Annotated in this window: 19 protein-coding genes and 1 tRNA gene; 13 read left to right on the plus strand and 7 right to left on the minus strand. The window is 37.7% G+C overall.

The annotated features are described in order from the left end of the window. The 9 genes from dnaA (at position 1) to gpsA (ending at position 10,114) form a co-directional block, all read left to right on the plus strand. Entirely contained in the window at positions 1–1,572 is a 1,572-nt protein-coding gene (dnaA, locus tag D1092_RS00005) for a chromosomal replication initiator protein DnaA (RefSeq protein ID WP_120122732.1), read from the plus strand. Between the two features lie 188 nt (positions 1,573–1,760). Then, positions 1,761–2,882 (plus strand): DNA polymerase III subunit beta, encoded by a 1,122-nt coding sequence (gene dnaN / locus D1092_RS00010; protein ID WP_120121624.1) that lies wholly within the window; start codon positions 1,761–1,763, stop codon positions 2,880–2,882. 20 nt (positions 2,883–2,902) lie between these two features. Further along, a complete protein-coding gene (gene recF / locus D1092_RS00015; protein ID WP_120121625.1) occupies positions 2,903–4,036 on the plus strand; it encodes a DNA replication/repair protein RecF in 1,134 nt (377 codons plus the stop codon). Between the two features lie 54 nt (positions 4,037–4,090). Then, positions 4,091–4,558, plus strand: coding sequence for a type II 3-dehydroquinate dehydratase (gene aroQ / locus D1092_RS00020; protein ID WP_120121626.1), 468 nt, complete (start codon positions 4,091–4,093; stop codon positions 4,556–4,558). Between the two features lie 106 nt (positions 4,559–4,664). Beyond that, the gene (gene cyoA, locus D1092_RS00025) at positions 4,665–5,636 is read left to right on the plus strand and encodes a ubiquinol oxidase subunit II (protein WP_120121627.1); all 972 of its coding nucleotides are present in this window, start codon (positions 4,665–4,667) and stop codon (positions 5,634–5,636) included. Positions 5,637–5,711: 75 nt separating this feature from the next. Continuing rightward, positions 5,712–7,730: a cytochrome o ubiquinol oxidase subunit I gene (cyoB, locus tag D1092_RS00030; RefSeq protein WP_120121628.1), complete on the plus strand. Its 2,019-nt coding sequence runs from the start codon at positions 5,712–5,714 to the stop codon at positions 7,728–7,730. After that, complete coding sequence (locus tag D1092_RS00035; RefSeq protein ID WP_120121629.1) at positions 7,727–8,395, plus strand: cytochrome (ubi)quinol oxidase subunit III; 669 nt, start codon at positions 7,727–7,729, stop codon at positions 8,393–8,395. The genes cyoB and D1092_RS00035 overlap by 4 nt, the downstream gene beginning before the upstream one ends. A gap of 5 nt (positions 8,396–8,400) precedes the next feature. Then, positions 8,401–8,883, plus strand: a complete 483-nt coding sequence (gene cyoD, locus D1092_RS00040) for a cytochrome o ubiquinol oxidase subunit IV (protein ID WP_241436734.1) — start codon at positions 8,401–8,403, stop codon at positions 8,881–8,883. 226 nt (positions 8,884–9,109) lie between these two features. Further along, positions 9,110–10,114, plus strand: a complete 1,005-nt coding sequence (gpsA, locus tag D1092_RS00045; RefSeq protein ID WP_120121631.1) for an NAD(P)H-dependent glycerol-3-phosphate dehydrogenase — start codon at positions 9,110–9,112, stop codon at positions 10,112–10,114. 1,260 nt (positions 10,115–11,374) lie between these two features. Here gpsA and fabI read toward each other — a convergent pair. The 3 genes from fabI to fabA are packed head-to-tail and all read right to left on the minus strand — an operon-like array spanning position 11,375 to position 14,027. After that, complete coding sequence (gene fabI, locus D1092_RS00050; protein ID WP_120121632.1) at positions 11,375–12,193, minus strand: enoyl-ACP reductase FabI; 819 nt, start codon at positions 12,191–12,193, stop codon at positions 11,375–11,377. Between the two features lie 47 nt (positions 12,194–12,240). Next, entirely contained in the window at positions 12,241–13,461 is a 1,221-nt protein-coding gene (gene fabB, locus D1092_RS00055; protein WP_120121633.1) for a beta-ketoacyl-ACP synthase I, read from the minus strand. Positions 13,462–13,517: 56 nt separating this feature from the next. Then, on the minus strand, positions 13,518–14,027 hold the full coding sequence (gene fabA, locus D1092_RS00060; protein WP_120121634.1) for a 3-hydroxyacyl-[acyl-carrier-protein] dehydratase FabA: 510 nt from the start codon (positions 14,025–14,027) through the stop codon (positions 13,518–13,520). Positions 14,028–14,257: 230 nt separating this feature from the next. On the opposite strand from fabA, the gene irrA reads away from it, so the two are divergent. Beyond that, on the plus strand, positions 14,258–14,770 hold the full coding sequence (gene irrA / locus D1092_RS00065) for an iron response transcriptional regulator IrrA (RefSeq protein WP_120121635.1): 513 nt from the start codon (positions 14,258–14,260) through the stop codon (positions 14,768–14,770). Between the two features lie 46 nt (positions 14,771–14,816). On the opposite strand, the gene D1092_RS00070 is transcribed toward irrA, so the two are convergent. The 4 genes from D1092_RS00070 to D1092_RS00085 all read right to left on the minus strand — a co-directional run bounded on the left by D1092_RS00070 (position 14,817) and on the right by D1092_RS00085 (position 19,739). Continuing rightward, positions 14,817–15,344, minus strand: a complete 528-nt coding sequence (locus tag D1092_RS00070) for an SH3 domain-containing protein (RefSeq protein WP_420913994.1) — start codon at positions 15,342–15,344, stop codon at positions 14,817–14,819. A gap of 1,487 nt (positions 15,345–16,831) precedes the next feature. Then, entirely contained in the window at positions 16,832–17,065 is a 234-nt protein-coding gene (gene rpsU, locus D1092_RS00075) for a 30S ribosomal protein S21 (RefSeq protein WP_120121637.1), read from the minus strand. A gap of 167 nt (positions 17,066–17,232) precedes the next feature. Further along, on the minus strand, positions 17,233–18,906 hold the full coding sequence (locus D1092_RS00080) for a formate--tetrahydrofolate ligase (RefSeq protein ID WP_120121638.1): 1,674 nt from the start codon (positions 18,904–18,906) through the stop codon (positions 17,233–17,235). Between the two features lie 756 nt (positions 18,907–19,662). Next, positions 19,663–19,739, minus strand: a tRNA-Arg gene (locus D1092_RS00085). A gap of 361 nt (positions 19,740–20,100) precedes the next feature. Between D1092_RS00085 and D1092_RS00090 the strand changes: the two genes are divergently transcribed. The 3 genes from D1092_RS00090 to pgi all read left to right on the plus strand — a co-directional run bounded on the left by D1092_RS00090 (position 20,101) and on the right by pgi (position 26,226). Continuing rightward, positions 20,101–21,240: an efflux RND transporter periplasmic adaptor subunit gene (locus D1092_RS00090; RefSeq protein ID WP_120121639.1), complete on the plus strand. Its 1,140-nt coding sequence runs from the start codon at positions 20,101–20,103 to the stop codon at positions 21,238–21,240. Further along, positions 21,237–24,374 carry an efflux RND transporter permease subunit gene (locus tag D1092_RS00095; RefSeq protein ID WP_120121640.1) on the plus strand — a complete coding sequence of 1,046 codons (3,138 nt, stop codon included), beginning with the start codon at positions 21,237–21,239 and terminating at the stop codon, positions 24,372–24,374. Before D1092_RS00090 ends, D1092_RS00095 begins: the two co-directional genes overlap by 4 nt. Before the next feature lie 187 nt (positions 24,375–24,561). Continuing rightward, positions 24,562–26,226 carry a glucose-6-phosphate isomerase gene (pgi, locus tag D1092_RS00100; RefSeq protein WP_120121641.1) on the plus strand — a complete coding sequence of 555 codons (1,665 nt, stop codon included), beginning with the start codon at positions 24,562–24,564 and terminating at the stop codon, positions 26,224–26,226. The last annotated feature ends 395 nt before the right edge of the window (positions 26,227–26,621 follow it).

The following is a 26,621-nucleotide window of genomic DNA, read 5'->3' on the forward strand; positions in this document are numbered from 1 at the left end:
ATGGTGGATAAATTGAACTCTAAAGCTAGTTCCTTTAAAAGGGTTTCGGTGAATGTCCTGTCGGCAGAGAACGTAATAAAGAATAGAATGGCAGAGAGTGATGGGGTTGTTTGTAGAAATGCTTCTATAGGGCATTCTATTGTTTCAGAGGAGGAGGGTGCGGCGGCTTTTATACGTGTTATGGCACAATTAAAGGCGCAGGTTGGTGTTGAGGCTTATACCAGTTGGTTTGGTCGTGTGAAACTTGCTGAGTATAGTCATACTCTTGTAAAACTTTCTGTTCCTACAGCTTTTTTACGTTCATGGATTAATAATCACTATGGTTCTCTTTTGACTCATTTATGGAAACAAGAGAACTCAGCAATTCTTCGTGTTGAAGTTATCGTTCGCGGTATGGAGCGGGTTTCAAGAGATGTTGTTTGTAAAACAAGTGCGCCTTCTGTTGTGTTGGAGGAGCCGGCAACCTCATCTTTTGTTGAGAATTGTGTAGAACATTCAGTCAAAAGTTCTCAAGCGGGAGTTTTTGGATCTCCGCTTGATTCTCGCTATACTTTTGAAAGCTTTGTTGAGGGGGCGTCTAATCGTGTTGCTTTAGCGGCAGCACGTTCAATAGCAGAGGGGCATAAAAGTGCTTTGCGTTTTAATCCTCTTTTTATTCACGCGTCTGTTGGTTTAGGAAAAACCCATTTGCTTCAAGCGATTGCCGCTTCTGCATTGAAGCGTTTAACATCTGCGCGTGTTATTTATTTAACTGCTGAATATTTTATGTGGCGTTTTGCAACAGCTATTCGTGATAATGACGCTCTTTCTTTTAAAGAACAGCTTCGCGATATCGACCTTTTGATTATTGATGATATGCAGTTTTTGCAGGGCAAGTCGATACAACATGAATTTTGCCATTTACTTAATATGTTGCTTGATAGTGCAAAACAGGTTGTTGTCGCTGCAGATCGTCCACCAGCGGAATTAGAATCGCTTGATCTTCGCGTTCGGTCTCGTCTTCAGGGAGGGGTTGCCCTTGAAATTGAGGCACCAGACTATGAAATGCGTTTGCAAATGTTGCGCCAGCGGTTGAAGGCGGCACAGAAAGATGATAGCATGATATCAATTTCCGATGATGTTTTGGAATATATTGCAAAAACGGTTTTAGGGTCAGGGCGCGATATTGAGGGCGCGTTTAACCAGCTCTTATTTCGTCAATCTTTTGAGTCTGATTTATCTTTAGAACGGATTGATGAGTTATTAGGTCATTTGACACGTCCAGGTGAACCTAAACGCATTCGGATTGAAGAAATTCAGCGTACGGTAGCACGCCATTATAATGTTTCCAAACAGGATTTATTGTCTAATCGTCGAACACGTACGGTTGTGAAGCCGCGGCAGGTTGCAATGTATTTAGCGAAAGTATTAACGCCTCGCTCGTTACCAGAAATAGGACGCCGTTTTGGTGGGCGTGATCATACAACGGTTTTACATGCTGTGCGTAAAATTGAAGATTTGGTTTGTGGTGATCAGACCTTGGCCAAGGAGCTTGAATTACTGAAGCGATTGATTGGAGAACAGGCTGTATAGCATTTATCATTTCTTTCTTTGAAGAAACTTTAAGAGATTTAATGAAAGGATTTGTTTTTTCTTATGCAGGAGTGACTTGCCATTTTAAAAGAGGTTTAATAAACTCTAACAGGCGATTCTTTAAAAAGGATCTGTTATTTTAATTCTAAGGAATTCTTATCATTTTTGCTAAATCATATGGGGCTTTTATGCGCATTACAGTGGATCGTAATCAATTTCTTAAGTCTCTTGGTCGTGTTCACCGTGTGGTAGAGCGCCGTAATACTGTTCCTATTTTGTCGAATGTTTTGATTGATGCAGAAGATAGTCATGTGCAGTTAAAAACAACAGATCTTGATTTAGAGGTTACAGAATCTTTTACAGTCAATGTTGAACAGGCAGGAGCAACAACTGTTCCGGCACATTTGCTTTATGATATCATTCGTAAACTTCCAGATGGCAATGAAGTTGTATTATCCGTTGATGAGAACCAAGCGAATACAATGTCTGTTGTTTCGGGTTGTGCACATTTTCAGCTTCAATGTCTTCCGAAAGCAGATTTTCCAGAGTCTCTTCCAGGGCAGTTTGGTTATCGCTTTTCTCTATCGGCATCAGGGTTGAAACATTTACTTGATTGTACACAATTTGCCATTTCGACTGAAGAAACTCGCTATTATCTTAATGGTATTTACTTTCATGTTATTCATGATGATGTTTTTAAACTGCGTTTGGTGGCAACCGATGGTCATCGTTTGGCGCAAGTTGAGATGGAAGCTCCTTCAGGAGTTGAGGGAATGCCCGGTGTTATTGTTCCTCGTAAAGCTGTAGGAGAGTTGCAAAAACTTCTTTCAGAAGAAAATTATGGTGAGGTATGTATAGAGCTTTCAGAAACAAAGATTCGTTTTTCTGTAGGCTCTGTGATTTTTACGTCAAAGTTAATTGATGGAACATTTCCAGATTATCAACGTGTTATTCCTCTTGGAAATGACAAAGAATTAGTTGTTAATAGGCAGGATTTTTCTTCTGCAGTTGATCGCGTTTCAACGATTTCAAGTGATCGGGGGCGTGCAGTTAAGTTAACGATTGAGCATGGACAGTTAAGGCTTGTTGTGAATAGTCCTGATTCAGGTAGTGCGGAAGATAAATTATCTGTAACTTACACATCTGCACCACTTGAGATAGGGTTTAATTCACGTTATCTTTTGGATATTGCTGGGCAGCTTTCAAGTGATGAAATGGTTTTTATGTTAGATGAAGCTGGAGCACCAGCTTTGATTCGTGATAATAATGATGCGGATGTGCTCTATGTGCTGATGCCTATTCGCGTTTAGGGAAAATCGTTTTGCAATGCATGGTAAGTCATGTGCACAAAGTGGCTGTGAAACAGCTAAAGCTCTTACGTTATCGCAATTATTCTTCTTTTAATATTCATTTTTCGGGCCAGCATGTGGTTTTCACGGGGCATAATGGTGCTGGTAAGACGAATCTTTTAGAGGCATTATCTTTTCTTTCGCCGGGTCGTGGTTTGCGACGGGCTGCATATTCTGATGTTAGCTTTATAGATGGAGGAGGTGAAGGATTTGTTGTCTTTGCATGTCTTGAATGTGCTCTTTATGGTGAAGTAAAGATTGGTACAGCTTTAGAGGTTAGCGATAACAGTCGAAAGGTCCATATTAATGGTGTGAATGAGCCAAGTGATTGCTTAACAGATTACTGTCATATTAGTATCTTAACACCCTCTATGGATGGTCTTTTTACAGGCCCTTCGCTTGAGCGCCGTCGTTTTTTGGATCGTATGGTTTTAGCGATTGATCCTTTGCATAGTCGCCGCATAGCCGATTATGATAGGGCGATGCGCGCACGTAATCGTTTGTTTTTAGAGGGCAATGAAGATTATGTTTGGTTTGATGCTTTAGAAAAGCAGATGGCAGAATTGGCGACAGCTATTTCTGCGGCGCGTATTGATATTATTCGGCTTTTAAATGACATGTTTACACAAATGCCATCACAGATACCTTTTCCACGGGCTTTATTGCAAGTTGATGGTTTTTTGGAAACAGCTTTAAAGAAACTATCAGCCACTGAAGTTGAAGAGCAATTTTGTGATCGGTTGCAGCGTAATCGCGCAATGGATCGTGCTGCTGGGCGTACATTAGAGGGGCCACATCGCACAGATTTACAAGTTTTTCATGCGGATAAAAATAGAGCAGCAACATCTTGTTCAACAGGTGAACAAAAAGCGCTGTTGACAGGTTTGGTTTTGTGTCATGCACGTTTAACAGGTATGATATCGGAAAGGGCTCCCATTCTTCTTCTTGATGAAATGGCTGCTCATCTTGATTCACATCGACGTGCAGCTTTATTTGATATTCTTGATGATTTAGCGGTGCAAACATTTATGACAGGAACAGATCGCCTTTTATTTGATGACTTAAAGGGACGCGCAGAATTTTTTGAGATTAAGGATGGCGCTTTATTGCTGTAAAAAACATGCTAAATACTTTTTAAATAAGTGATGGTCGAGAAGAAAAGGGTTGCCATGTCTGTTATGATAACGATTTTAAATGGTCCTAATTTAAATTTTCTAGGTCAACGTGAGCCAGAAATTTATGGAACTGAAACTCTAGAAGATATTGAAAAAAATTGCAAAGAATGGGCAAAAAGAGCTAATGTTATCATAAAATTTTATCAAAGTAACTATGAGGGTCAGCTAGTAGAATGGATACAAGAAGCAATAGGACTAAGTTCTGGATTGATCATCAACCCAGCGGCTTATAGTCATACATCCGTTGCTATTCTTGATGCTCTAAAAATGTTTTCAGGGCCAAAAGTAGAAGTTCATTTATCCCATATTTATCAACGCGAATCTTTTCGTCATCATTCTTATACATCTTCAGGTGTAGACGCTATTATAAGTGGGTTTGGAAGTGATGGATATCGTTTCGCGCTTGAGTATATTGCAAAACAATTAATAAGTTGTAAAGGTAAAGAATTAAGAGTTGAATAAGAGTGATATAGACATTGAATTCACTTGATAATTATTTTCAAATCTGTACAATATGAGGTGTTATATTTATGGCAATTTTTAGTGCATATGACGGGGGTAAATGAAGATGAAAAGCTTTGTTCGACAATTAGGGATGCTTGTGGTTTTAGGGGGAGCACTGCTTTTCTCTGGTTGTAAAATGGATGTCCTTCAGCCATCAGGTTATGTAGCACATCAACAGCTCATTTTGATTGTTGTTTGTGTGCTTGTTATGCTTTGCGTTGTTATTCCAGTTATGGTGAGTGTAGTATTTTTAGCGATAAAATATCGTGCATCGAATACGAAAGCGAATTATTCTCCTGATTGGGCGCATTCAAATAAAATTGAAGCTTTAATGTGGGGTATTCCAATTATAATCGTAATGGTTTTAGGTTCATTAACGGCTTATTATACCTATAAGCTTGAGCCTGCAAAGCCTCTTCCAGTAGAGGTTGTAGGTGAAGGGGAGCCATTGCAGATTGATGCTATAGCTCTTGATTGGAAATGGGTTTTTATTTACCCTCAATATGGTGTTGCATCAGTTAATGAAATTTACGCGCCTGAAGGACGTCAAGTTTTATTGCAATTGACGTCAGAAAATTCTGTCAATGCCTTTTGGGTTCCTAAATTGGGTACAGTTCTTTACGCTATGCCGCAGATGAATGCTAAGTTGTATTTGATCGCTGAAGAACAAGGCGTATTCAAGGGGAGCTCAGCAAATTACAGTGGTGATGGTTTTTCAGGGATGCGGTTTAAGTGGCATTCTGTATCTTCGCAGGATTTTGAAGATTGGATTGTAAAAGCTCGGGCTAATGGTCGAGTACTTGATCGTAAATCTTATCGTCAACTTTCTATTGCGCCTCGTATGGGTGATATTGCTGCGAAGGAAAAAGATGCTGAAGTTCGTTATTTTGCACCTGTTGAGCGGCGGCTTTACTATCGTATTGTTAATCGGTGTGTCGATGAAAATACAGTATGTAATGAAGATTTAATGAAACGTGCAGCTGCTCAGACACTATGGGGTGCATTGTGTTCAGTATTTGATCCTGATGTTATTTAAAGGGTCAGTAGAGAAAGAACCCTTTTAATATAAGGTTTCTTTAAAACTTGAATTTCATTTGAAATGGGTTGAGAAATGTTTGGAAGACTTACAGATCCTACGGCAGGTGCTTTTCATGCACTTGCACATGAACCAATCGTTTTGTATACATGTATCGCGATTGTTGTGATTGGTTTAGTTGCTGTTGTTGCTTTAACAGCGCTTGGGTGGTGGGGGATTTTATGGCGAAATTGGATTACAACTGTTGATCATAAACGCATTGGTATTATGTATATAATTCTTGGAATTATTATGCTTGTTCGCGGTTTTGCGGACGCACTTATGATGCGAACGCATCAAGCTTTAGCTCTTGGGAGTGAAACAGCGGGTTATTTGCCCCCTGAGCATTTTGATCAAATTTTTTCGGCGCATGGCACGATCATGATTTTTTTCATGGCTACGCCCATTTTATTTGGTCTTTTCAATTACCTTATACCGCTTCAAATTGGTGCGCGTGATGTTGCTTTTCCCTTTGCAAATAATCTAGGTTTTTGGATTACAGCTGCAGGGGCAATCTTGATTAATATATCACTAGGTGTTGGTAATTTTGGTCGTGGTGGATGGCTCATGTATCCACCTTTTACAGAATTGCAAACGAGTCCAGATACAGGAGTAGACTATTATTTATGGTCACTTCAGCTTTCTGGTATCGCGACAACAATGGGGGCAGTCAATTTTGTTGCGACTCTGATTAAGATGCGTGCTCCTGGCATGACAATGATGAGAATGCCTGTTTTTTGTTGGAGCGCTTTTGTCAGTAATGTTCTTATTTTAGTTATTTATCCTGTCTTAACTGTAGCCTTTGCACTTTTGGCATGTGATCGTTATTTGAACATGAATTTCTTTACCAATGTTGGTGGTGGAAATCCAATGGTGTGGATTAACTATGTTTGGGTTTTTGGTCACCCTGAGGTTTATGTTTTGGTTGTTCCTGCTTTTGGAATTGTTTCTGAGGTTGTATCAACTTTTTCTTCAAAACGCCTCTTTGGTTACACTTCCATGATATGGGCCATGTTAGTTATTTTGATCCTTTCGCTTCTCGTTTGGGGGCATCATTTCTTTACAATGGGTGGCGGTGAAGCTGTAAATACCTTCTTTGGTATTGCTACGATGATTATTGCCGTTCCAACAGGTGTAAAAGTTTTCAATTGGTTGCTCACGATGTATAAAGGAAGGATACGCTTTGAACCTCCAATGCTTTGGTGCATGGGCATGATCTTTACCTTCGTTGGTGGTGGATTAACCGGTGTTTTATTATCGATTGTCCCTGCTGATTGGCAGTTTCATAACTCGCTCTTTTTAGTAGCACATTTCCATCATACAATTATTGGAGGTGTGGTTTTTGCTTATTTAGCTGGACTTGCTTTTTGGTTTCCAAAAGTTTTTGGTTATAAACCAAATCGCATGCTAGGGATTGCATCTTTCTGGTGTTGGTTTATTGGTTTTTATCTTGCCTTTTTTCCTGTTTATGCCCTTGGGCTAATGGGAGCGACGCGCCGTCTTCAGCATTACATGGAACCTAGTTGGCAACCGATGTTTATTATCGCTGCTCTAGGTGCTTTTATTATTTTACTTGGTATTCTTTGTTTTGTGTTACAGGTTGTTTTGGCAATTTGGTACGGTATTAAGCATAAAGGTCACTTACCGGTAACGTTAAATGATTCTTGGGGTGATGCACGTACACTTGAATGGTTTACCTCTTCACCGCCTCCTTCTTATAATTTTGCTCTCCTTCCGAAGATACAGTCTGATGATGCTTATTGGAGTATGAAGAAAAGTGGTTATCAACGCCCGACAAGTGGATTTACAAAAATTCATATGCCATCGAATACATCGGCTGGAATTATTGCTGGCTTCTTCTCATTAGTTGTTGGTTTTGCACTTGTTTGGCATATTTGGTGGCTTGTTGCGATTGGACTGGTTGGTTTTATTGCAACGCTTGTGTGTCATTCATTAACAGGTGATCACCATGGTTATTATATTCCAGCTGAAGAAGTACAAAAAACTGAAGATGCCTTTACAGCTGTTCTTAAAGAACAAGGAGTGACAGTATGAGTGCAGTAACAATGAATAATGTGAGTACTGTGGATAAACTTCACCACGATAGTAGCTCAGTCATGACGTTTGGTTTTTGGGTTTATATTCTTTCAGACTTAATTCTGTTTTCAACGCTTTTTTCAAGTTTTGCTGTCTTTTCTGCTTCTTATGGGGGCGGTAAAGCGGGCAATGAATTTATTGATTTAAAGTTTGTTTTGGTTGAGACTGCTTTTTTATTATTTTCATCCGTCACTTATGGCTTTGCAATGGTCCAAGCACATAAAAACAACATCAGTGGTGTGCGTTTATGGATGGCAATAACCTTTATATTGGGGTGTTGTTTCATTGGTATGGAACTTTACGAATTCCATGAACTTTTGAGTGAGGTATTTTATTACGATCCAAATGCTTATGCAGGTATTGATCCTTCAACAGGTCTACAGCTTTTTGGACGGGAAGTTCTCTCTGCTTATTGGTCAGCATTCTTTGCTTTGGTTGGCACTCATGGACTTCACGTAAGTGTTGGTCTTCTGTGGATGGTTGTGATGTTTTTTCATCTTCGTCGTAATGGCTTGGATCAGAATAATAAAACACGTTTAGCATGCCTTTCGATTTTTTGGCATTTACTTGATATTGTATGGGTTGGTGTTTTCACCATGGTTTATCTATTAGGAGCGTTATGATGAGCATGCAAAATGAAACACATGGTCCCAGTACTGGTTCCTATTTGGTTGGTTTTATTCTGGCTGTATTCTTCACCTTGGGTTCTTTTATTCCTGTGATGTATGGAATGATGGCAAGTTGGGCAATTAGTACAAAGGTTGCATATCTTATAGGGATGGGAATTATTCAGATTATAGTACAAATTGTTTTCTTTTTACACTTGAACTCTGGTCCAGATGCCAAATGGAATTTAAGCGCTTTATGGTTCGCTGCTATTTGCGTTTTTGTTATTATTGGAGGTACGTGGTGGGCTATTTCCCATTTGAATTATAATATGATGGGTGGCTCAGGACGTGTTATTGAACCAGAAATATCAAGAATGGATGATTCTTCAGTATCTGAGAAGTTATCAAACCAAAATATATCTATAAGGCAGCAGCCAGAAAAGATACGAGACTCAGAAATGTCCATGGAACAAACTCCAAGTATGCACTCTCCTGTAGAATAAATAGCTATGAGAAATACCTTTAGTAGAGCTGATGCGGTATGTATCAGCTCTACAGGGTTTGTAGCAAAGGTTCGTAGGATATAGAAGAAGGAGCTAAGTGTAAGATAAAGCGATGAAAAAGTGATATTTTATTTTACAGGGGTTATATTAAAGAGAGCATTGAAGTTATTTTTAATAATTAATGTGTGATTGAAATGGGCAATTTAAAAAATAATCAGAAGAGTTAATGAAAACCATTGCAATGACAGTTATCGGGGCTGGTTCTTTTGGTAGTGCATTAGCGATTGCTCTTGCTCGTAATGGTCATAATGTTTTACTTTGGGGACATAATTCTCAACACATCAAAAGATTACAAGAACAACGCTGTAATCAAGTATATTTACCTGACATTCAATTTCCTGAAAACTTATTCCTTGAAGCTTCACTTAAAACTGCGATAACAGCAAGTGATAATATATTAATCGCTGTTCCAAGCCATGTATTTCATCAAGTTTTGTATAATATTCAGCCTTATTTGGATCAATATTCACGCGTTATTTGGGCAACGAAAGGTTTAGAACATGGTACTGGGCGTCTCTTACAAGAAGTCGCTCGTGAGATCTTAGGTGAAAAAGTCCCTTTAGCTGTTTTTTCTGGACCAACTTTTGCTAAAGAACTCGCTATCGGTTGGCCTACAGCAATGACGATAGCAGCTTCTGATGTTGGGTTTGGTAAAGAATTGCAGCAACTTTTTCATTGTGACAAAAGTTTTAGAGTTTATAAAAGCTCAGATATGATTGGTGTTCAATTAGGGGGAGCTGTCAAAAATGTTATTGCTATTGGTGCAGGAATATCAGATGGCATGGGATTTGGGGCAAATGCACGAATAGCTCTCATCACACGAGGACTCGCTGAAATCAGTCGTTTAGGGGGTGCTATGGGTGCTGAGCTTTCCACATTTATGGGAATGACCGGCTTAGGTGATCTGGTTTTGACATGTACTGATAATCAGTCGCGTAATCGCCGTTTTGGAATATTTCTTGGTAAAGGAATGGATATAAAAGAAGCAGAAAAACAGATTGGTCAGGTTGTGGAAGGGTACTTAAATACCAAGGAAGTACATATGTTAGCGCAACGCATTGGGGTGGAAATGCCTATCGTAGAACAAATTTATCAAATTCTCTATTGTGGTAAAGACATAACAGAAGCGGCTAATACATTACTAAGTCGCACTCTCAAGGATGAAATATAATATTATTCTGCGTTTTTAAATAATTCTAATCATAAAAAAATAGCAACATCCTATGATAGAAATATAAAAGTTTTGGCTATTGTTAAGTATCTCTTTGAAAATAATTTATCATTTCCACTTACATATGTTTACCTAATGTAATGAAAGAGATATTTTAATTTTCTCTTAAACGCTTCTCATAATGATATTTGCAAACAGAATAATAGAAGATTCATTAGAGAGTAGTTTCTTAATTTATATAAGTTAAAAATATCATTATTATTATCAAATTTCCAATATTATTTGCTGTGTAATAGCTTTTGTATGCTAGATGGGGGAGGGGTATCTCTGTTTGTGTAATTTCTGAAAAAAGAAGACAGCCTCATTTAGGAAGGATATGAAGTTTTATAAAAGTCCAGTTCACATCTTTACCATCATTTTTTATTCAGTTTTACGACTTGCAAAGGCATTTAAAAGTATCTTTTAAATAATGGAGATTATTTTATGCTTTCATTAAAGAACGAGAAAAATAATGGAATGAGGTAAAGTATAATCTTTATTATTAAAAAATATTGCGGTAGATACTTTAAAAAAACGTAAGATCTCAATTAAAGAATGATAGCAAAACCGGAAGATGGTTCCTACTTTTATGCCTTTATATTTTTCTCCTATCTAGGATACGGAAACTGCAACAGCAAAAATAGCAATAAATCGTCTTAATATTTATCCTAAATATGTTGCTAATTTGGGGTTGGATCTTGATTTACAAGAAGTAGAAAAAGCATGGGCTTTGTTAGGAAAAAAACTCCATAAAACACAAAACTTTCCAGCAAAATAGATTGGAGAGATAAACCAACTTTTTATAAAACACTTTGCAAAACAATAATAATGAACACAATTGGTTTTGTGTTTTCTTATCCTTATAGAGATAGAGGGGCATACACGTTCTTTGCATTATATTCATAAAGATTAGATTGAGAAAATATATGGATTATCCTTGGCTCGAAAAGTTGAAGAGAAAATATAATACTACAACAGAATTTCGTTTTCCGTGTCATCAAAGGTATTAAAATCCTTTGAAACAAGCCGTTTGCTATCTCGTGACATTTTTTTCTGAAAACAATCATATTCTCTTTGTGAGAATTGTATGTATATCATATGTGCAACAGATTGGATTTAAAAGCCTTCGCCATGAGGTTCGGTCTAGTAGAGCAACACTCTTCAATACACAACTAAAGCATTCTATAGATAATCGATTTTATTTTTTTAGTTAGATGTTCTTTATCCTTCTTGGGAGTCTTCAGTTTTTTTCAGTTCTTCAAGTATCGGCATGGACATGATATTATAGCCTGAATCGACATAATGAATTTCACCTGTAACGCCTGATGACAAGTCAGAGAGTAGATAAAGCGCGGATTTTCCGATTTCATGAATATTCACGGTACGACGTAATGGGGCATTTCGACGTTGATGTGAAAATATTGCACGGGCAGCTGCAATGCCATTACCTGCTAGGGTTCTAACAGGACCCGCAGAAATAGCATTGACGCGGATATTTTGCGGGCCGAAGTCTGCTGCTAAATAACGGACCATAGCTTCTAAAGCAGCCTTAGCTACCCCCATAATATTATAATTAGGAACAACTTGCTGTGAAGCGCCATAGGTAAGAGTTAAAAGTGACCCTCCATTAGGCATAAGTTTTCCTGCTCGCTGAGCAATTTCAGTAAAGGAATAAGCTGAAATAACCATTGTACGTTGAAAGTTTTCACGCGTTGTAACATCAACGTAACGTCCTTTTAGCTGATTTTTATCTGAAAAACCAATAGCATGGACAATAAAATCAATAGTTTTCCATTCTTTTTCAAGTTTCTCAAAGATGTCGTCGACATTTTCAATTTTTTCAACATCACACTCTAGAACTAATTTGCAGCCAAGCTCATTTGCTAGGGGCTGAACACGTTTTCCGAAAGCATCCCCTTGATAAGTTAAGGCTAATTCAGCTCCTGCTTGTGCGAGTTGACAGGCAATTCCCCAAGCAATTGAATGATCATTCGCAATTCCCATAATAAGGCCGCGTTTGCCCTCCATCAAACCTTTCATATTATTCTCCGTAAGACCGTATTTTTTCAATTACTAAGAACTTTCATTTATATATAGCGTTGAAAAATAAGCGTTGCATTGGTACCGCCAAAGCCGAAAGTATTTGACAATACAGTATTTAGTTGTTGATGATCACGTCGTTTACGAACAATTGGCATATCAGCAAAAGCTGGGTCAAGTTCTTCAATATGGGCACTTTCACAGATAAAATTATGATTCATCATTAACAATGTATAGATTGCCTCGTGAACACCTGCGGCTCCTAAGGAATGCCCTGTTAGAGATTTGGTAGCAGAAATGGGGGGACATTGATCACCTGCTCCAAAAATACGTCGGATAGCTTCTATTTCAGGAGGATCCCCAACAGGCGTTGCCGTTGCATGGGGATTGATATAATCAATTTTATCGTGGACTGTTGCAAGGGCCATGCGCATGCATCGTTCTGCTCCCTCTCCTGATGGAGCAACCATATCATATCCATCGGATGTCGCACCATATCCAACGATTTCTCCGTATATTTTTGCTCCACGGGCTTTAGCGCATTCTAGTTCTTCAAGCACTAAAACACCAGCACCGCCAGCAATAACAAATCCATCACGATTAACATCATAGGCTCGTGAAGCTTTATGAGGGGTGTCATTATATTTGCTAGACATAGCGCCCATAGCGTCGAATAAAACAGAGAGTGTCCAATCCAAATCTTCGCAGCCGCCGGCAAAGACGCGATCCTGTTTACCATATTGGATCAGTTCATAAGCATTCCCAATACAATGATTGGAGGTAGCACAAGCTGAAGAGATTGAATAGTTGACTCCTTTTATTTTAAAAAAAGTTGCCAGTGTTGCAGATGCAGTAGAACTCATCGCTTTAGGGACAACAAAAGGCCCAACACGTTTTGGACTCTTTTGGCGTGTAATATCAGCAGCTTCGACGATTGACTGCGTTGAAGCACCTCCAGAACCCATAATAATACCTGTGTGTTCGTTTGATACTTCATGAGGTTCTAGACCAGCATCAGCAATTGCTTGATCCATGGCGATATGATTCCATGCGGTTCCACGTCCGTGAAAACGTAGAGCACGTCGATCTACAAGTTCTTCTATATTAATATCAGGTTTACCGTAAACTCTGCTACGAAAGCCTAACTCGGCATATTGAGGTGCGTAAGAAATCCCGGATTTTGCTTCACGTAAACTGGTTAAAACAGCTTGGGGGTCATTTCCAATCGCGGAAACAATTCCCATTCCGGTTACAACAACTCGACGCATTCATACCTCCTTATTCCATACAGAATAGTAAAAAATTATTCCTGATGAAAATAAATTCAATCTTCTTTGAATAAAGCAACGCGTAAATCATTTGCCTTATAAATAGTTTCTCCATCTGCTTTGAGCCATCCATCAGCTATTCCTAAGACTAAATTTCCCCGTCGAATACGCTTAAAATCTATTTCATATTCAAGAAGTTTGGTTTGTGGTGTTACCATACCTGATAATTTTACTTCACCTGTTGATATTGCTCTCCCTTTCCCTGGCTCTCCTAACCAACCAAGAAAAAAACCTGTTAATTGCCACATACCATCTAGTCCAAGACATCCTGGCATAACGGGATCGCCTATAAAGTGACAATTAAAGAACCAGTGGTCTGGTGTAATATCAAATTCAGCACGAACCATCCCTTTATCGTATTTACCACCAGTTTCACTGATTTGAGTGATTCGATCAATCATCAACATTGGCGGTGCCGGCAATTGCGCATTACCCTTACCAAACATTTCGCCGCGAGCGCAGCTTAGAAGCTCTTCATAAGTGTAGCGAGACTTTTGTTCAGCCATGGTTACTCCATTTATTTGCATATATCTTTATTTCTGCGCTTTTCCCTAATCTACTTTTAGAGCAAATTTTAAAGAGAGGGAAATGATTTTATATCATTTTTAATGACAAAAGCCCTTTTTTATGTATTCTACATAGATAATTATTTAAAAATGGAATACAAGATTGTACCGTCCTGTTCCCATTTTTTATTTTTATCTTATTGAAGCAGGAAGATATTTTGGTTTGTAATATGTCAGGAAGTGCAGACAATTTAGATATGAATGAAGAGCAACAGTCCACAAAAGAGTGTGGAGAGGGTATGCAGTATTATTCCACTTCTACGTTAGAAAAACGTTTGCGTGAAAATGGTTTGCGTCCAACACGTCAACGGTTAGAACTTGCACATATGATTTTTTCTCAAGGCAATCGTCATATTACTGCTGAAGAGCTCTATGAGGAAGCGGTGAGGGCAGGTGTTCCTGTATCCTTAGCAACGGTTTACAATACGCTTCATCAATTTACAGAAGCGGGATTATTACGAATTATTGCTGTAGAGGGTTCGAAGACTTGGTTTGATACAAATACCTCTGATCACTACCATTTTTATATAGAAGGTGAAAGTCATATTCTTGATATTCCTTGCAATTTAGAAGAATTTCCTATTATTGGAAATTTGCCTACACCACCAGAGGGTATGGAAATTTCACATGTTGATTTGATTGTTCGATTGAAACAAAAAAATCAATCTTGTGATAGGGAATAAGCATGTTCAATGAGAAATAAAAATTAAACTTGATGCGTTTGAGCATTCACCAGCCTTTTATTTTTTCATCAGGATAAATCCCCCATAATTGAGGTTGATGAAGCCATCCATGAACATTATTAAGAGTAATTTCGCACCATTGTCCATCGCATTGGTGGATATTGCCGATAACATTAGGCTCCACCTCTGCCACAAGTTGTGCATTATCGGTGGGTTTTTTTCGTAGCATCAGTCTTTTTGTTTTATCTTTTTGCCATGGAATAGTTATAGCCGTTCGTTTTCCTGATAAAAGCGATTGATATACCCACCCTTCATCGCCTTCTGCATCACGAATTTTGCGCCATTGATCATATTCTTGGATGATTTCAATGGGTAGACCCTTCTTTTTGTAGGTAAAAATAATAGAATAGTTGCTTCCTGGCCCAACACGGACATTAACACGCGTAGGTTTAATCGAAGCAAATCGTGGAAGTGGTAAACCGCTAGGTCCTAAATTCTGATTAAAGGTTTGTGCGTGCAACAAACGTGGTGAGCCCAATACAATGACTTTTGCTATTAAGATACATGCAAGCATTAAAACGCGAAACCGACAAGATTTTTTCAAACTGAACTCCTTTATTTTGTTATATATAGGTAATTTAAAACCTGGAAGATAAGATTGGAGACTGATAAAAATTATGCCATATCGCCCGTTAACGAGATCTAAATAATGAAAAAATTGTTACGAGAAGAGGCCAATAAGGCAAATAAAAATTTGAATTTCTGAGTGCTTAAGGTGTTGATGAGGGGATAATTAGAAATAAATATCGGATTTTTAGCGAATTGTATGCGTGAAAGAAATATTAAAATAGCAAAGTATATCGTGGCTGTGAGCAGTTTTTGTATAGGAAATCAGAGCTAAATTTTGTCTCTTTTTTCCAAGAGTGTTTCTCTAAATAAAAAGTATAATTATGCATGTTATGAATACGAAAACTGTTCAGTAAAGAGATTATGGTTTGTCTTGAGAAGATAGTTTTGAATGGATACAAGAATACGCTGAATGAAGCATTTAAGTTTAAAAATATGAGCAACATTATAGAGTAAGGTTGCATATATAAGACCTTATGCAATGCTATTGTTTATCCGTACGTGAGTAAGCAGGTACACCATCATCATTCTATGTCACAGGTCTCAATGTTATACAGTTCCTATTATTTAAAACATTTATAAAATGCATTTTTATTTTATTTGCAGACGCTCCTTGTGTGTCGATGTACAAGAAAAAAGATTGATTCAATATGAGAGGATGTTGAGAGAATTTGCTGTATGCGGCGTTATTATCTGATATGAAAGAAGATTACTTATGGTGATAAGCCAATAAGTTATCAATTTTAATTCGTTATTTAAATTGTAAAAATATTTTCATCAAAAATAGATATATAAGATACTTACACCCATATTAAAATAAGAATGTTTTCTCTGTTTATTCTCAGTTTTCATTTATTTCAACTCAATATAAAAAGGTTTGATAAAATAGGAGGAATTATTCAATATGCTTATGAGTTTAATTACCATAAGTAAAGGGAAAAAGAATTATGTGTTTTCATATCCTTACACACACAGTCACATATTGCGATAATCATTTGTGTTTTGCAAACAGATCTAAAATCTTTGAAAGATGTAGAATATTTAAGGACGAAAAAAGAAAATCATCATTAGATGTGCATACAAGAAACAGTTATTTGAGAGATAAAAAGAAGGAAAAAATTATAGCGAAAATTGATAATAAGATATCTTACACCCCACCCGTATTTTACATAAGAACAAGTCGCTTAATAAATTTCTAAAGTGTCGTTTGTTATCTATTATCGAAAATCACAGGAACGAAGTAAATACCATCTCTATGATAAAAAATTTACCACTTCCTATAATAATATACTCGTTTATATAACTAAAGCCACAGACAACATCACACACGAAAGGCCACACCCCAGAAACGAATTGCAATTGTCTATAAAGATAAAATCTTTGAGTATCTTATTTTCTATTTCTTATGCAATTCCGTAATGCGTCAAAAGCATATTACTTCATTACACCAGTTCGTCCGTTACTAACAAAACCTTCTCTTTGCGCACGCTTACGAGCAAGCTTACGTGTACGACGAATAGCCTCAGCCTTTTCACGAGCACGCTTCTCAGATGGCTTTTCATAATAACTACGCATTTTCATTTCACGGAAGATACCTTCCCGCTGCATCTTTTTTTTCAACGCACGAAGCGCTTGGTCAACATTATTATCACGAACGAGTACTTGCACTATTTATCCTGCTTTTTCAGAGTCATAAATGATAGGAAAACCTACGTCCCTTTGAAGACATATCTAAAAGGACAAAAGCTTATATCATACAAATAAGACATTTGTCTATATAGCTTTTTAAAATTCTATTCTTTTTGTAATAAATGATAGAGTTTACGGTTATAAACTTATGAAAGTCCTTGTATTTGATCGTTTTCGTCAAGATAAATTTTTTCAGCGGCAGGATAATGTGGTAAGCCGGGCATGGTCATAACATCTCCACAAATGACAACAATAAAACCGGCCCCCGCACAGAGACGAACTTCTCGTACAGGAATTTCAAAATCAACAGGAGCACCATATTGCTTGGGATCAGCAGAAAAAGAATAAGGTGTTTTTGCCATACAAATAGGGTAGGGACCAAAACCTTCTTTTTCCCAAGATTCAAGTTGTCTAAGAATAGGAGCTGAGATGATGGCGCTACGCCCACCGTACAGCTTTGTTATAATACAGTTAATTTTTTGAATGAGGGGAATATCATCTTGATAGAGAACTTTAAAATGGGAATCTTGCTCTTCAATTAAGGTGACGAGTTCTTGTGCAAGTGCTACTGCGCCTTTTCCACCTTGTTCCCAATGCTTACAAATAATAGCTTTATGTCCAGTTGTTGCAACTATTTTTTGTAATGTTCTTATTTCAGCATCGCTATCACTGTCAAAATGATTAATCGCGACAACACAAGGAATACCGTAGAGCTCCATATTTTTGATATGTCGTAAAAGATTAGCAGATCCCTTTTCTAAAGCAGTGATATTTTCTTCTGTCAGGTTATTTTTATCCACACCACCATTCATTTTTAATGCACGAATCGTTGCTACAATCACTGTTGCATTTGGTACAATACCTGCTTGCCGACATTTGATATTGAAGAATTTTTCTGCTCCAAGATCGGCTCCAAATCCTGCTTCTGTGACAACATAATCAGCGAGTTTTAAAGCCGTTTTTGTTGCTATAACTGAGTTGCAACCATGAGCAATATTGGCAAAAGGTCCTCCATGAACGAGAACTGGATTATTTTCAATTGTTTGTACAAGATTGGGCTGTATGGCGTCTTTGAGAAGAACTGCCATTGCGCCTTCTGCATTGAGATCAGCCACTGTTACGGGTGTTTTATCATAACGATAGGCAACAATAATTTTTTTGAGTCTTTGTGTAAGGTTTTCTAAATTTTCAGCAAGACAAAGAAGGGCCATAATTTCTGATGCAACGGTAATATCAAAACCTGTTTGGCGTGGAAAACCATTTGTTATGCCCCCCAATGAAATAACGATATCACGCAATGCACGGTCATTCATATCAAGAACGCGCTTCCAAACAATACGACGTGGATCAATGTTTAGAGTATTTCCCCAATAGATATGATTATCGATCATTGCGGCAAGAAGATTATGCGCTGCTGTAATAGCATGAAAATCACCCGTAAAATGTAAATTAAGGTCATCCATTGGAACGACTTGCGCATAACCACCACCTGCGGCACCGCCTTTTATACCAAAACAGGGGCCTAAAGATGGTTCTCTCAAGGTGGCTATTGTTTTTTTGCCAATGAGATTAAGAGCATCATTTAGTCCAACAGTTGTGGTTGTTTTGCCTTCTCCAGCAGGTGTAGGGTTGATGGCCGTGACGAGGATAAGTTTACCATCTGGGTTTTTATTGAGCGATTTTATGTAGGAGGAAGAAATTTTAGCTTTATCATGTCCATAGGGAATGAGGTTTTCATGGGAAATACCAATTTTTTGTGCAATTTCAGTAATATGCTTCTTTTTAGCAGTTCGAGCAATTTCAATATCTGTTTTAGGCATGGAAAAATTCTTTAAACTGAGCTTTTATTAACATTTAGGGTCTGTATTCTATAGATTAATAAGAAGAATCCATAGAGAACAGAAAGTCTAGGATATCATAGAGGTCAATGATATGTCGCGCAAGAGATAATGCTAAAGAACGACAAGAGGAGTTTTAACAAGTTTTTAGAAAAAAGAATCTTTGTATTTTAAGTTTTGGTAAGCTTTTAGCCTGCCTGCGATATTACTTTCAATATCAATGAATGATGAGCATTAGAAGAAAGTTTTTGGGTAATTAAGTTAAAAACTTTTTACGCAGCGACATATTTATTATTCCAGATAGTCTGTTGAAAAAATTGTAGAAGGCAGTAAACCACAATTTGTGGGGGAATGCCTAAAGTCCTTCTTAAGATGGAGAGGACAGAAATGAAATGTTTAGAAGGATCCCTTGATGGAAAAGATAAAAATAAGCACGTAAAAAATTATCCAACTGATTAGAAAGTATAACCAGAAGAAATCAAAAACAAGCGCATAGATTGCGAAAAGAAAGCAATAACACCCAGCAACTGAGGCAATCGTTACGATTATGGCTAATGAAAACGCTTTTGGATTAAATTAAAGACCACAAACATTCCATTTTATCAAAAATTAAAGAAACGACTCACAATAGAATGGAATAAAAAACTATAAGAAATTCAAAAATAGGCACAAAAAATCACATATTAGAAGAATTTCAAGCGCTTGAGTTTGTGAGTAAGATATTGATTTTATTAATAATGGCGCACCCGAAGAGATTCGAACTCCTGACCCCCAGATTCGTAGTCTGGTGCTCTATCCAGCTGAGCTACGGGTGCACACATTTCAACTTTTCGTATGTCTAAGACAAAAGGTTCCTAATCGTTTCATTAAAAAAATGCAAGTGAAACTTGGGCCCTCATAAAAAAAATCTCTTTTTTTATGAGATATTAAAAAGTTATAATATATTATGGGTTCAATTGAATTTTTGATAAGGTCATTTTTTCGTTATGATCGTACAAAGTAATATGAACGATAGTTAACTTGACGTTTCAGTCTATGAACGATAGTCAGCCAAAGATAAGATATGTTTTTGCGGTGGGGGGTAAGATATATACCTGCTGTTTGGTTGTTATGTAAAACGCCGATATTACTGTTGAAAACTATTTCAGGTAAACATGATACAGCAAGGGTAGATGTATGGCGTTATTAAAAAAGATCTTTCCATTGGTGTTATTAATTGTCGTTTTAACGGTCGCTTATCGGGTTGGAAAACAGAGTGCAGAGCAACCTATTTCTATGGTAGATAAAACGGCTATATCATATAAAGCTTCAAAGGGAAAAATAGAAAGGCCACCGGCGCATGTTGTTGTTGACTTTGTAAAAACGCAAGATTTTTATGAACATCTTAACGTTATTGGGAGTGGAAAAGCGCTTGCTGAAGTAGATTTAATCCCTTTATCATCAGGTGTTATCGATAAGCTTTTTGTGTCTGCTGGTACAAAAGTACAAGTGGGAGACGTGATTGCAAAGCTTGATTCTAAAAAGGAAGAAATAGCGGCCGCAAAAGCAAAAGTGCAACGTGATAATAATGCTTTAACGCTTTCACGTATTCTTAAATTACGAGCTAGCAATACAGCAACGGAAGTGCAAGAAATTACGGCACGTTTAGAATTAGATAATGCAAATTTAGTTTTACGGAATGCTGAGGTAGATCTCGAGCGGCGAACAATTCGTGCACCGATTTCTGGAGTTGTTGGTATTCTACCTGTTGATGCGGGAAATAATGTGACCCTTAATACTGTAATCGGTCGTATTGAGAATAGAGAACGTATTTTGGTCGATATATGGATTCCTGAACGATATGTATCGCATATCCATAAAGGGGATAAGGTAACGGCAACATTAACAGCGCAGCCAGATAAAACTTTTGTTGGTCATATTTACGCGATTGATAATGTCGTTGACCCAGAAAGCCGTACACTTCATGTTCAGGTTGAAATCAATAATGAAAAAGATACCCTCATGTCTGGTATGTCCTTTTCTGTTGCCTTACAATTTCATGGTGGATCTTTCCCTATCGTTAATCCTCTCGCGATTCAATGGAATAGTAAAGGGTCATTTGTTTGGCGTGTGAGAGAAGGAAAAGTAGAGTCTGTTCCTGTATCGATTATTCAGCATGAAGCAGATCAAGTTTTCGTGAAAGCCCCTCTGGAAAATGATGATCAAGTTGTTATTCAAGGGGTGCAAATGCTTTATCCAGGAAGTAAAGTAATTATTGATGATCCAAAGTCCCATCAACAGCGATTATCAGCAGTTTATGGAACGAATATACAATGAGTCAAGAATTGAGCACAAAACAGCCAATGTCACAGGCGGAGCAAGGTGATCTTATTGCCTTATTTATTCGCAGACCGGTTTTTACTTTTGTTTTGAATGCCATGATCATCATTGCAGGATTTGCAGCGTGGTTGAATGTTGATGTGCGAGAATTGCCCGATGTTGATACGCCAGTAACAACGGTTGTGACGGTGTTTTCTGGTGCGTCGGCGGAAACAATTGATCGTGAAGTGACAAAAGTTATAGAAGATGCTGTTTCTCGCGTTTCAGGGGTTAAGACGATTTCTTCAACGTCTTCTTTTGGGCGCTCTCTTGTACAGATTAATTTTAATGTTGGTGTTGATTTGAATGTAGCGGCATCTGATATTCGTGATGCTCTATCTCGCATTACTTATTCTTTACCCAAAAATGCAGATGTTCCTTTGATCATTAAAGCAGATTCGAATGCTGCAGCCATGATGTATTTGGTTGTGACATCACCTACAATGAGTATTGATGATTTAACAACAGTTGTAGACGATCAGATTGTTGATGCAATTTCTGCTGTTGATGGTGTTGGTGATGTCCAGGTTGCAAGTGCTCGCACAAAGATTTTTCAGATTGATATAGATCAAGCAAAACTTGCAAGTTATGGATTAACTGTCGCAGATATTTCACGTGTTCTTGCTAATATGACAACGGATGTTCCAGTAGGATCATTACGCAATTCTAAGCAAGCTTTAGTTGTTCGTGCCACTGCACGTTTAACAACACCAGAATCTTTTGAACAAGTTGTTTTAAAGCCTCATGTACATCTTGGTGATGTTGCGCATGTAACTTTATCACCCGATATAGAAAACGTTATTCTTCGTATCAACGGAAAGACAGGGATTGGATTAGGTATTGTGCGTAAAGCACAATCCAACACGCTTAACATTTCTGCGGGCGTGAGAGCCGTTGTTGATAATCTCAAAAGTGTTGTTCCTTCTTCTGTACATATAGATGTTATTAGTGACGATGCAATTTTTATTAAAAGCGCCCTTCATGAGGTTGAGGTTGCATTGATTATAGCTATTTTGAGCGTTGTCTTGGTTATTTTTCTTTTTCTCAGAGACATTCGTGTAACGCTGATACCTGCTTTATCTCTTCCCGTCGCTTTGATTGGTACTATTGCCGCTATTTATCTTGTAGGGTTTTCATTGAATATTCTGACATTTTTAGGGCTTGTTTTGGCAACAGGGCTTGTTGTAGATGATGCCATTGTTGTTCTGGAAAATATTGTTCGATGGCGCAATATGGGGATAGGTTCTCGGGCTGCAGCGGTATTAGGAACCCGTGAGGTCTTTTTTGCTGTTATTGCAACAACATTGACTTTAGTGGCTGTGTTTGTCCCTATCTCTTTTCTTCCTGGACAAGTTGGAGGACTTTTTAGAGAATTTGGTTTTGTTTTGGCAATTTCTATTTTGCTTTCTTCAATCGTTGCCTTAACGCTTTGTCCTATGTTGGCTTCACGTTTTCTCAAAGAACATATTGAGGAGAAAGAAGAAAAAGTCCAACACCATTTTACTTTTTTATATAAATGGGGTTCTTTATTTCATAAGGCTTATACGTACAGTTTGCATAAGTGTTTAGAAAAACCTTGGGCTGTTGTTTTTGCTTCACTTGTTTTTGCAACGCTTTGCGTTGGAGGTTATACGAAGTTGCAACAAGAATTAACGCCAGCAGAAGATAGAGCTCTTATCTTTTTGGTCATTAATGGACCACAAGGTATTTCAACACAATATTTGAACGAGCAGGTAGAGCAAATTGAAGAAAGTTTACAGCCATTACGTGATTCAGGTGAGATTGCTAACAATTACTCTATTGCAGGTATTGGTGGTTCACCTAATACTGCTTTTTTAGTTTTATTGCTTTCACCTTGGGATAAACGTTTACGTAGTCAGCAAGAAATTGTGAAAGATGTTAATGCGAAGGTTAGGCAATTTCCGGCAGTTTCTGTGTTTGCTGCACAGGGAAATTCTCTCGGTGTGAGGGGAACTGGGCAAGGGTTACAATTTGCAATTCTTGGTAATGATTATGCGACATTACAACCTATTGCTGATCAGTTGGTGCGTGCTTTACAAACAGATCGGCGTTTTATTCGCCCACGTCTTACTGTTGATGCCACACAACCGCAATTTTTTATTGAAATAAATCGAAAAAAAGCTTCCGATTTAGGGATTGATATCACCAATTTGGGCGATACATTACAAGCAATGTTGGATGGTAAAAAGATTGGTTCCATTAACGTGGATGATCATTCTTACGATGTTAAATTGATATCGCGTAAAAATCCTATGAAGAGTCCTAGCGATTTAGAAAATATTTTTTTAAAGACCAAAGACAATCGATATGTTCCTTTATCGGTTATTGCACGTTTGCATGAAAAAGCTATCGCTCCCCAATTAAAACGGGAAAAGCGCATGAGTGCTGTCATTTTAAGTGCAAATCTTGCTCCAGGTATCACTTTAGGGGAAGCTTACCAAACTGTGCAGAAAATTGCTTCTCCTTTGTTATCAAAAGGAACTTATGTGGTTCCCTTAGGAGAAGCCGAAACACTTAATGAAACATCTTCCAATTTTATGATTGTTTTTGGCATTGCCTTTTTGATTATTTTGTTGGTTTTAGCGGCTCAGTTTGAAAGCTTTATTTCAGGATTCATTATCATGGCCACTGTTCCATTAGGGATTGGTTGTGCTGTAATTGCTATGCTCTTAAGTGGTGTGAGTCTTAATATTTACAGTCAAATTGGATTAATTTTGTTAATTGGCGTTATGGCAAAAAATGGTATTCTGATTGTTGAATTTGCAGATCAATTACGTGATCAGGGAAGAAACGTGCGTGAAGCTGTGGAAGAAGCAGCAAATATTCGCCTTCGTCCAGTTTGTATGACAATGATTTGTGCCATTTTAGGGGGGATTCCCTTGGTTTTAGCCAAAGGTGCTGGTGCAGAAGCTCGTATAGCTTTAGGTTGGGTTATCGTTGGTGGTTTAGGTTTAGCAACTATTTTTACGCTTTACGTTACACCAGTTGTTTATCTTTTTTTAGGGCGTTTTATAAGATCAAAAGCAGAAGAAGATTTGCGATTAACAAAAGAACTCAATCAAGTTAAATGATGTGTCGAGTAGAAAAGAGTTGAAAGTTTATTTTTATAAAAATATCATTTTCGGATCTTATTTTTTACTTTTATATTCCTTCATTTTTGTATGAGCTATGAAAAGAGTGAGCAATCAAGGAGACGTTTTCTGCTTTGTTATTGTTTGTCCGTAGATTTCATGATCAATAACCGTATAGGATAAGCTTATGGGAGATGGCTTTTCGATTCGAAATGAAAAGGTTTTTGAAGCTGCATTAAGAGCTTTAAAAAGCCATGCTACAAAGGATAGGGTCTATGATATTCGTCGGCATTTTGTAGAAGATGGTCAGCGTTTTTCCCATTTTTCTCTCAGACTTGATGATCTTCTTTTTGACTTTTCAAAATGTGGTGTAACATTTAAAACGTTGCAACTTCTAGATGATTTAGCTGTCGCAGCAGATGTGTTAGGTCGACGTGATGCAATGTTTTCGGGTCAAGCTATTAATACAACCGAAAAGCGCTCTGTTCTTCATATTGCATTACGTTTACCTGCTGACGAAATTTTCATGTTGGGGGGCCATAATCTTATTCCTGATATTCAAAACGTCCTTGAAGATATGGAAAGATTTTCTGAAAAGGTACGTGATGGCAGCTATAAGGGAAGCAGTGGAAAAAGAATTAGTGATATTGTAAATATTGGTATTGGAGGCTCCGATCTTGGTTCTGCAATGGTTACATATGCTTTAAAACCTTATCATGATGGTCCACGTTGTCATTTTGTTTCTAACGCTGATAGTGCCCATATTTCTGATACTCTCTCTATTTTGAATCCAGAAACAACGCTTTTTGTCATTGCTTCTAAAACTTTTACAACGGCTGAAACAATGGCCAATGCTCAAGTTGCCCGTCAGTGGATTTGTTCACATTTAGGGAAAGAAGCTATCCACACACATTTTATTGCCGTTTCGAGTGCACTTGATAAAGTAGCAGAATTTGGCATAGATTCTTCAAGAGTTTTTAAATTTTGGAATTGGGTTGGAGGACGTTATTCAATTTGGTCTGCCATTGGGCTTGTTGTTATGTTTGCAATAGGGGGGCGAAACTTTCGCCAATTTCTCAATGGTGCTTTGCAAATGGACCAACATTTTAAAACCATGCCTTTGCATAAAAATATTCCTATTCGATTTGCTCTTTTAGGGTTCTGGCATCGTGTTATTTGTGGTTATTCATCACGTGCTGTTATTCCCTATGCGCAGCGTTTAGCGCATTTTCCAGCTTATTTACAGCAACTTGATATGGAATCAAATGGGAAGCAGGTCTCGCTGGATGGCAAACCACTAAATTTTTCAAGTGGTCCAGTTGTTTGGGGTGATTCAGGAACCAATGGTCAACATGCTTTTTTTCAACTTCTGCATCAAGGAACCGATGTTATTCCCGTAGAGTTTATTTTATTTATAAAAGGACATGAGAAAAATTTACATTCTATGTATGAGATGTTGCTAGCAAACGGTTTAGCACAATCAAAAGCCTTGATGAAAGGACGTAGTGTTGAAGATGCTCGGCATATCTTGATAAAAAATGGTGTTGATGAACGTGAAGCAGATTATTTAGCACTTCATAGAAGTTTTAAAGGAAATCGTCCTAGTATAACGCTGGTTCAAGATTCATTAACGCCGTTTGCACTCGGTCGTCTCATTGCGCTTTATGAACATCGTATTTTTGTTGAAGGGATTTTAATGAATATTAATTCATTTGATCAATGGGGTGTTGAACTTGGTAAAGAATTAGCAAATGAGTTACTTCCCATTCTTCGTGGAGAAAGTAAAGCGGATAATCGGGATAGTTCAACATTAGGGTTGCTCGCCCATATTCAAGCAAGACGCGCAAAATAAATATAATTTGATTATAGGTTCTGACGATAGAGTGAGAGAGAAATATGAGACAATTCTCTATTTTTTACTCTGTACTCCCTTATCTTTGAATTGGATTTTGGCAATAGAAAATTAAAAAAGAGCAAAAAACAGATTTTACAGGTTTTGCACAGTGTTTATAAAACAACTATCCATGTGAAAAAAAGGCTTTAAATACTGTGCTATCAGAAAGAGATAGATATTTTATGAGAAGATCTTCTAGCTCTAGAGAGGCATTCTCTGAACTTATGGGTAAGTTATCACTTTGGGGCATAGAGTGATTATGAGGAATCATCAGAGAGGATTGGACGGGAAATTTAAAAAAGCTTATCCAGAAAATCAGATTGAGTGGTTATGGAAACTTTAGCAGTGATGTT

The organism is Bartonella krasnovii, from assembly GCF_003606345.3.
Taxonomy (GTDB): Bacteria; Pseudomonadota; Alphaproteobacteria; order Rhizobiales; family Rhizobiaceae; genus Bartonella; species Bartonella krasnovii.

What these genes read in the sequence shown, in the direction of transcription:
- dnaA (WP_120122732.1), top strand. Translation starts at nt 1, where the DNA reads ATGGTGGATAAATTGAACTCTAAAGCTAGTTCCTTTAAAAGGGTTTCG.
- dnaN (WP_120121624.1), top strand. Translation starts at nt 1,761, where the DNA reads ATGCGCATTACAGTGGATCGTAATCAATTTCTTAAGTCTCTTGGTCGT.
- recF (WP_120121625.1), top strand. Translation starts at nt 2,903, where the DNA reads ATGGTAAGTCATGTGCACAAAGTGGCTGTGAAACAGCTAAAGCTCTTA.
- aroQ (WP_120121626.1), top strand. Translation starts at nt 4,091, where the DNA reads ATGTCTGTTATGATAACGATTTTAAATGGTCCTAATTTAAATTTTCTA.
- cyoA (WP_120121627.1), top strand. Translation starts at nt 4,665, where the DNA reads ATGAAAAGCTTTGTTCGACAATTAGGGATGCTTGTGGTTTTAGGGGGA.
- cyoB (WP_120121628.1), top strand. Translation starts at nt 5,712, where the DNA reads ATGTTTGGAAGACTTACAGATCCTACGGCAGGTGCTTTTCATGCACTT.
- D1092_RS00035 (WP_120121629.1), top strand. Translation starts at nt 7,727, where the DNA reads ATGAGTGCAGTAACAATGAATAATGTGAGTACTGTGGATAAACTTCAC.
- cyoD (WP_241436734.1), top strand. Translation starts at nt 8,401, where the DNA reads ATGCAAAATGAAACACATGGTCCCAGTACTGGTTCCTATTTGGTTGGT.
- gpsA (WP_120121631.1), top strand. Translation starts at nt 9,110, where the DNA reads ATGAAAACCATTGCAATGACAGTTATCGGGGCTGGTTCTTTTGGTAGT.
- fabI (WP_120121632.1), bottom strand. Translation starts at nt 12,193, where the DNA reads ATGAAAGGTTTGATGGAGGGCAAACGCGGCCTTATTATGGGAATTGCG.
- fabB (WP_120121633.1), bottom strand. Translation starts at nt 13,461, where the DNA reads ATGCGTCGAGTTGTTGTAACCGGAATGGGAATTGTTTCCGCGATTGGA.
- fabA (WP_120121634.1), bottom strand. Translation starts at nt 14,027, where the DNA reads ATGGCTGAACAAAAGTCTCGCTACACTTATGAAGAGCTTCTAAGCTGC.
- irrA (WP_120121635.1), top strand. Translation starts at nt 14,258, where the DNA reads ATGTCAGGAAGTGCAGACAATTTAGATATGAATGAAGAGCAACAGTCC.
- D1092_RS00070 (WP_420913994.1), bottom strand. Translation starts at nt 15,344, where the DNA reads ATGCTTGCATGTATCTTAATAGCAAAAGTCATTGTATTGGGCTCACCA.
- D1092_RS00080 (WP_120121638.1), bottom strand. Translation starts at nt 18,906, where the DNA reads ATGCCTAAAACAGATATTGAAATTGCTCGAACTGCTAAAAAGAAGCAT.
- D1092_RS00090 (WP_120121639.1), top strand. Translation starts at nt 20,101, where the DNA reads ATGGCGTTATTAAAAAAGATCTTTCCATTGGTGTTATTAATTGTCGTT.
- D1092_RS00095 (WP_120121640.1), top strand. Translation starts at nt 21,237, where the DNA reads ATGAGTCAAGAATTGAGCACAAAACAGCCAATGTCACAGGCGGAGCAA.
- pgi (WP_120121641.1), top strand. Translation starts at nt 24,562, where the DNA reads ATGGGAGATGGCTTTTCGATTCGAAATGAAAAGGTTTTTGAAGCTGCA.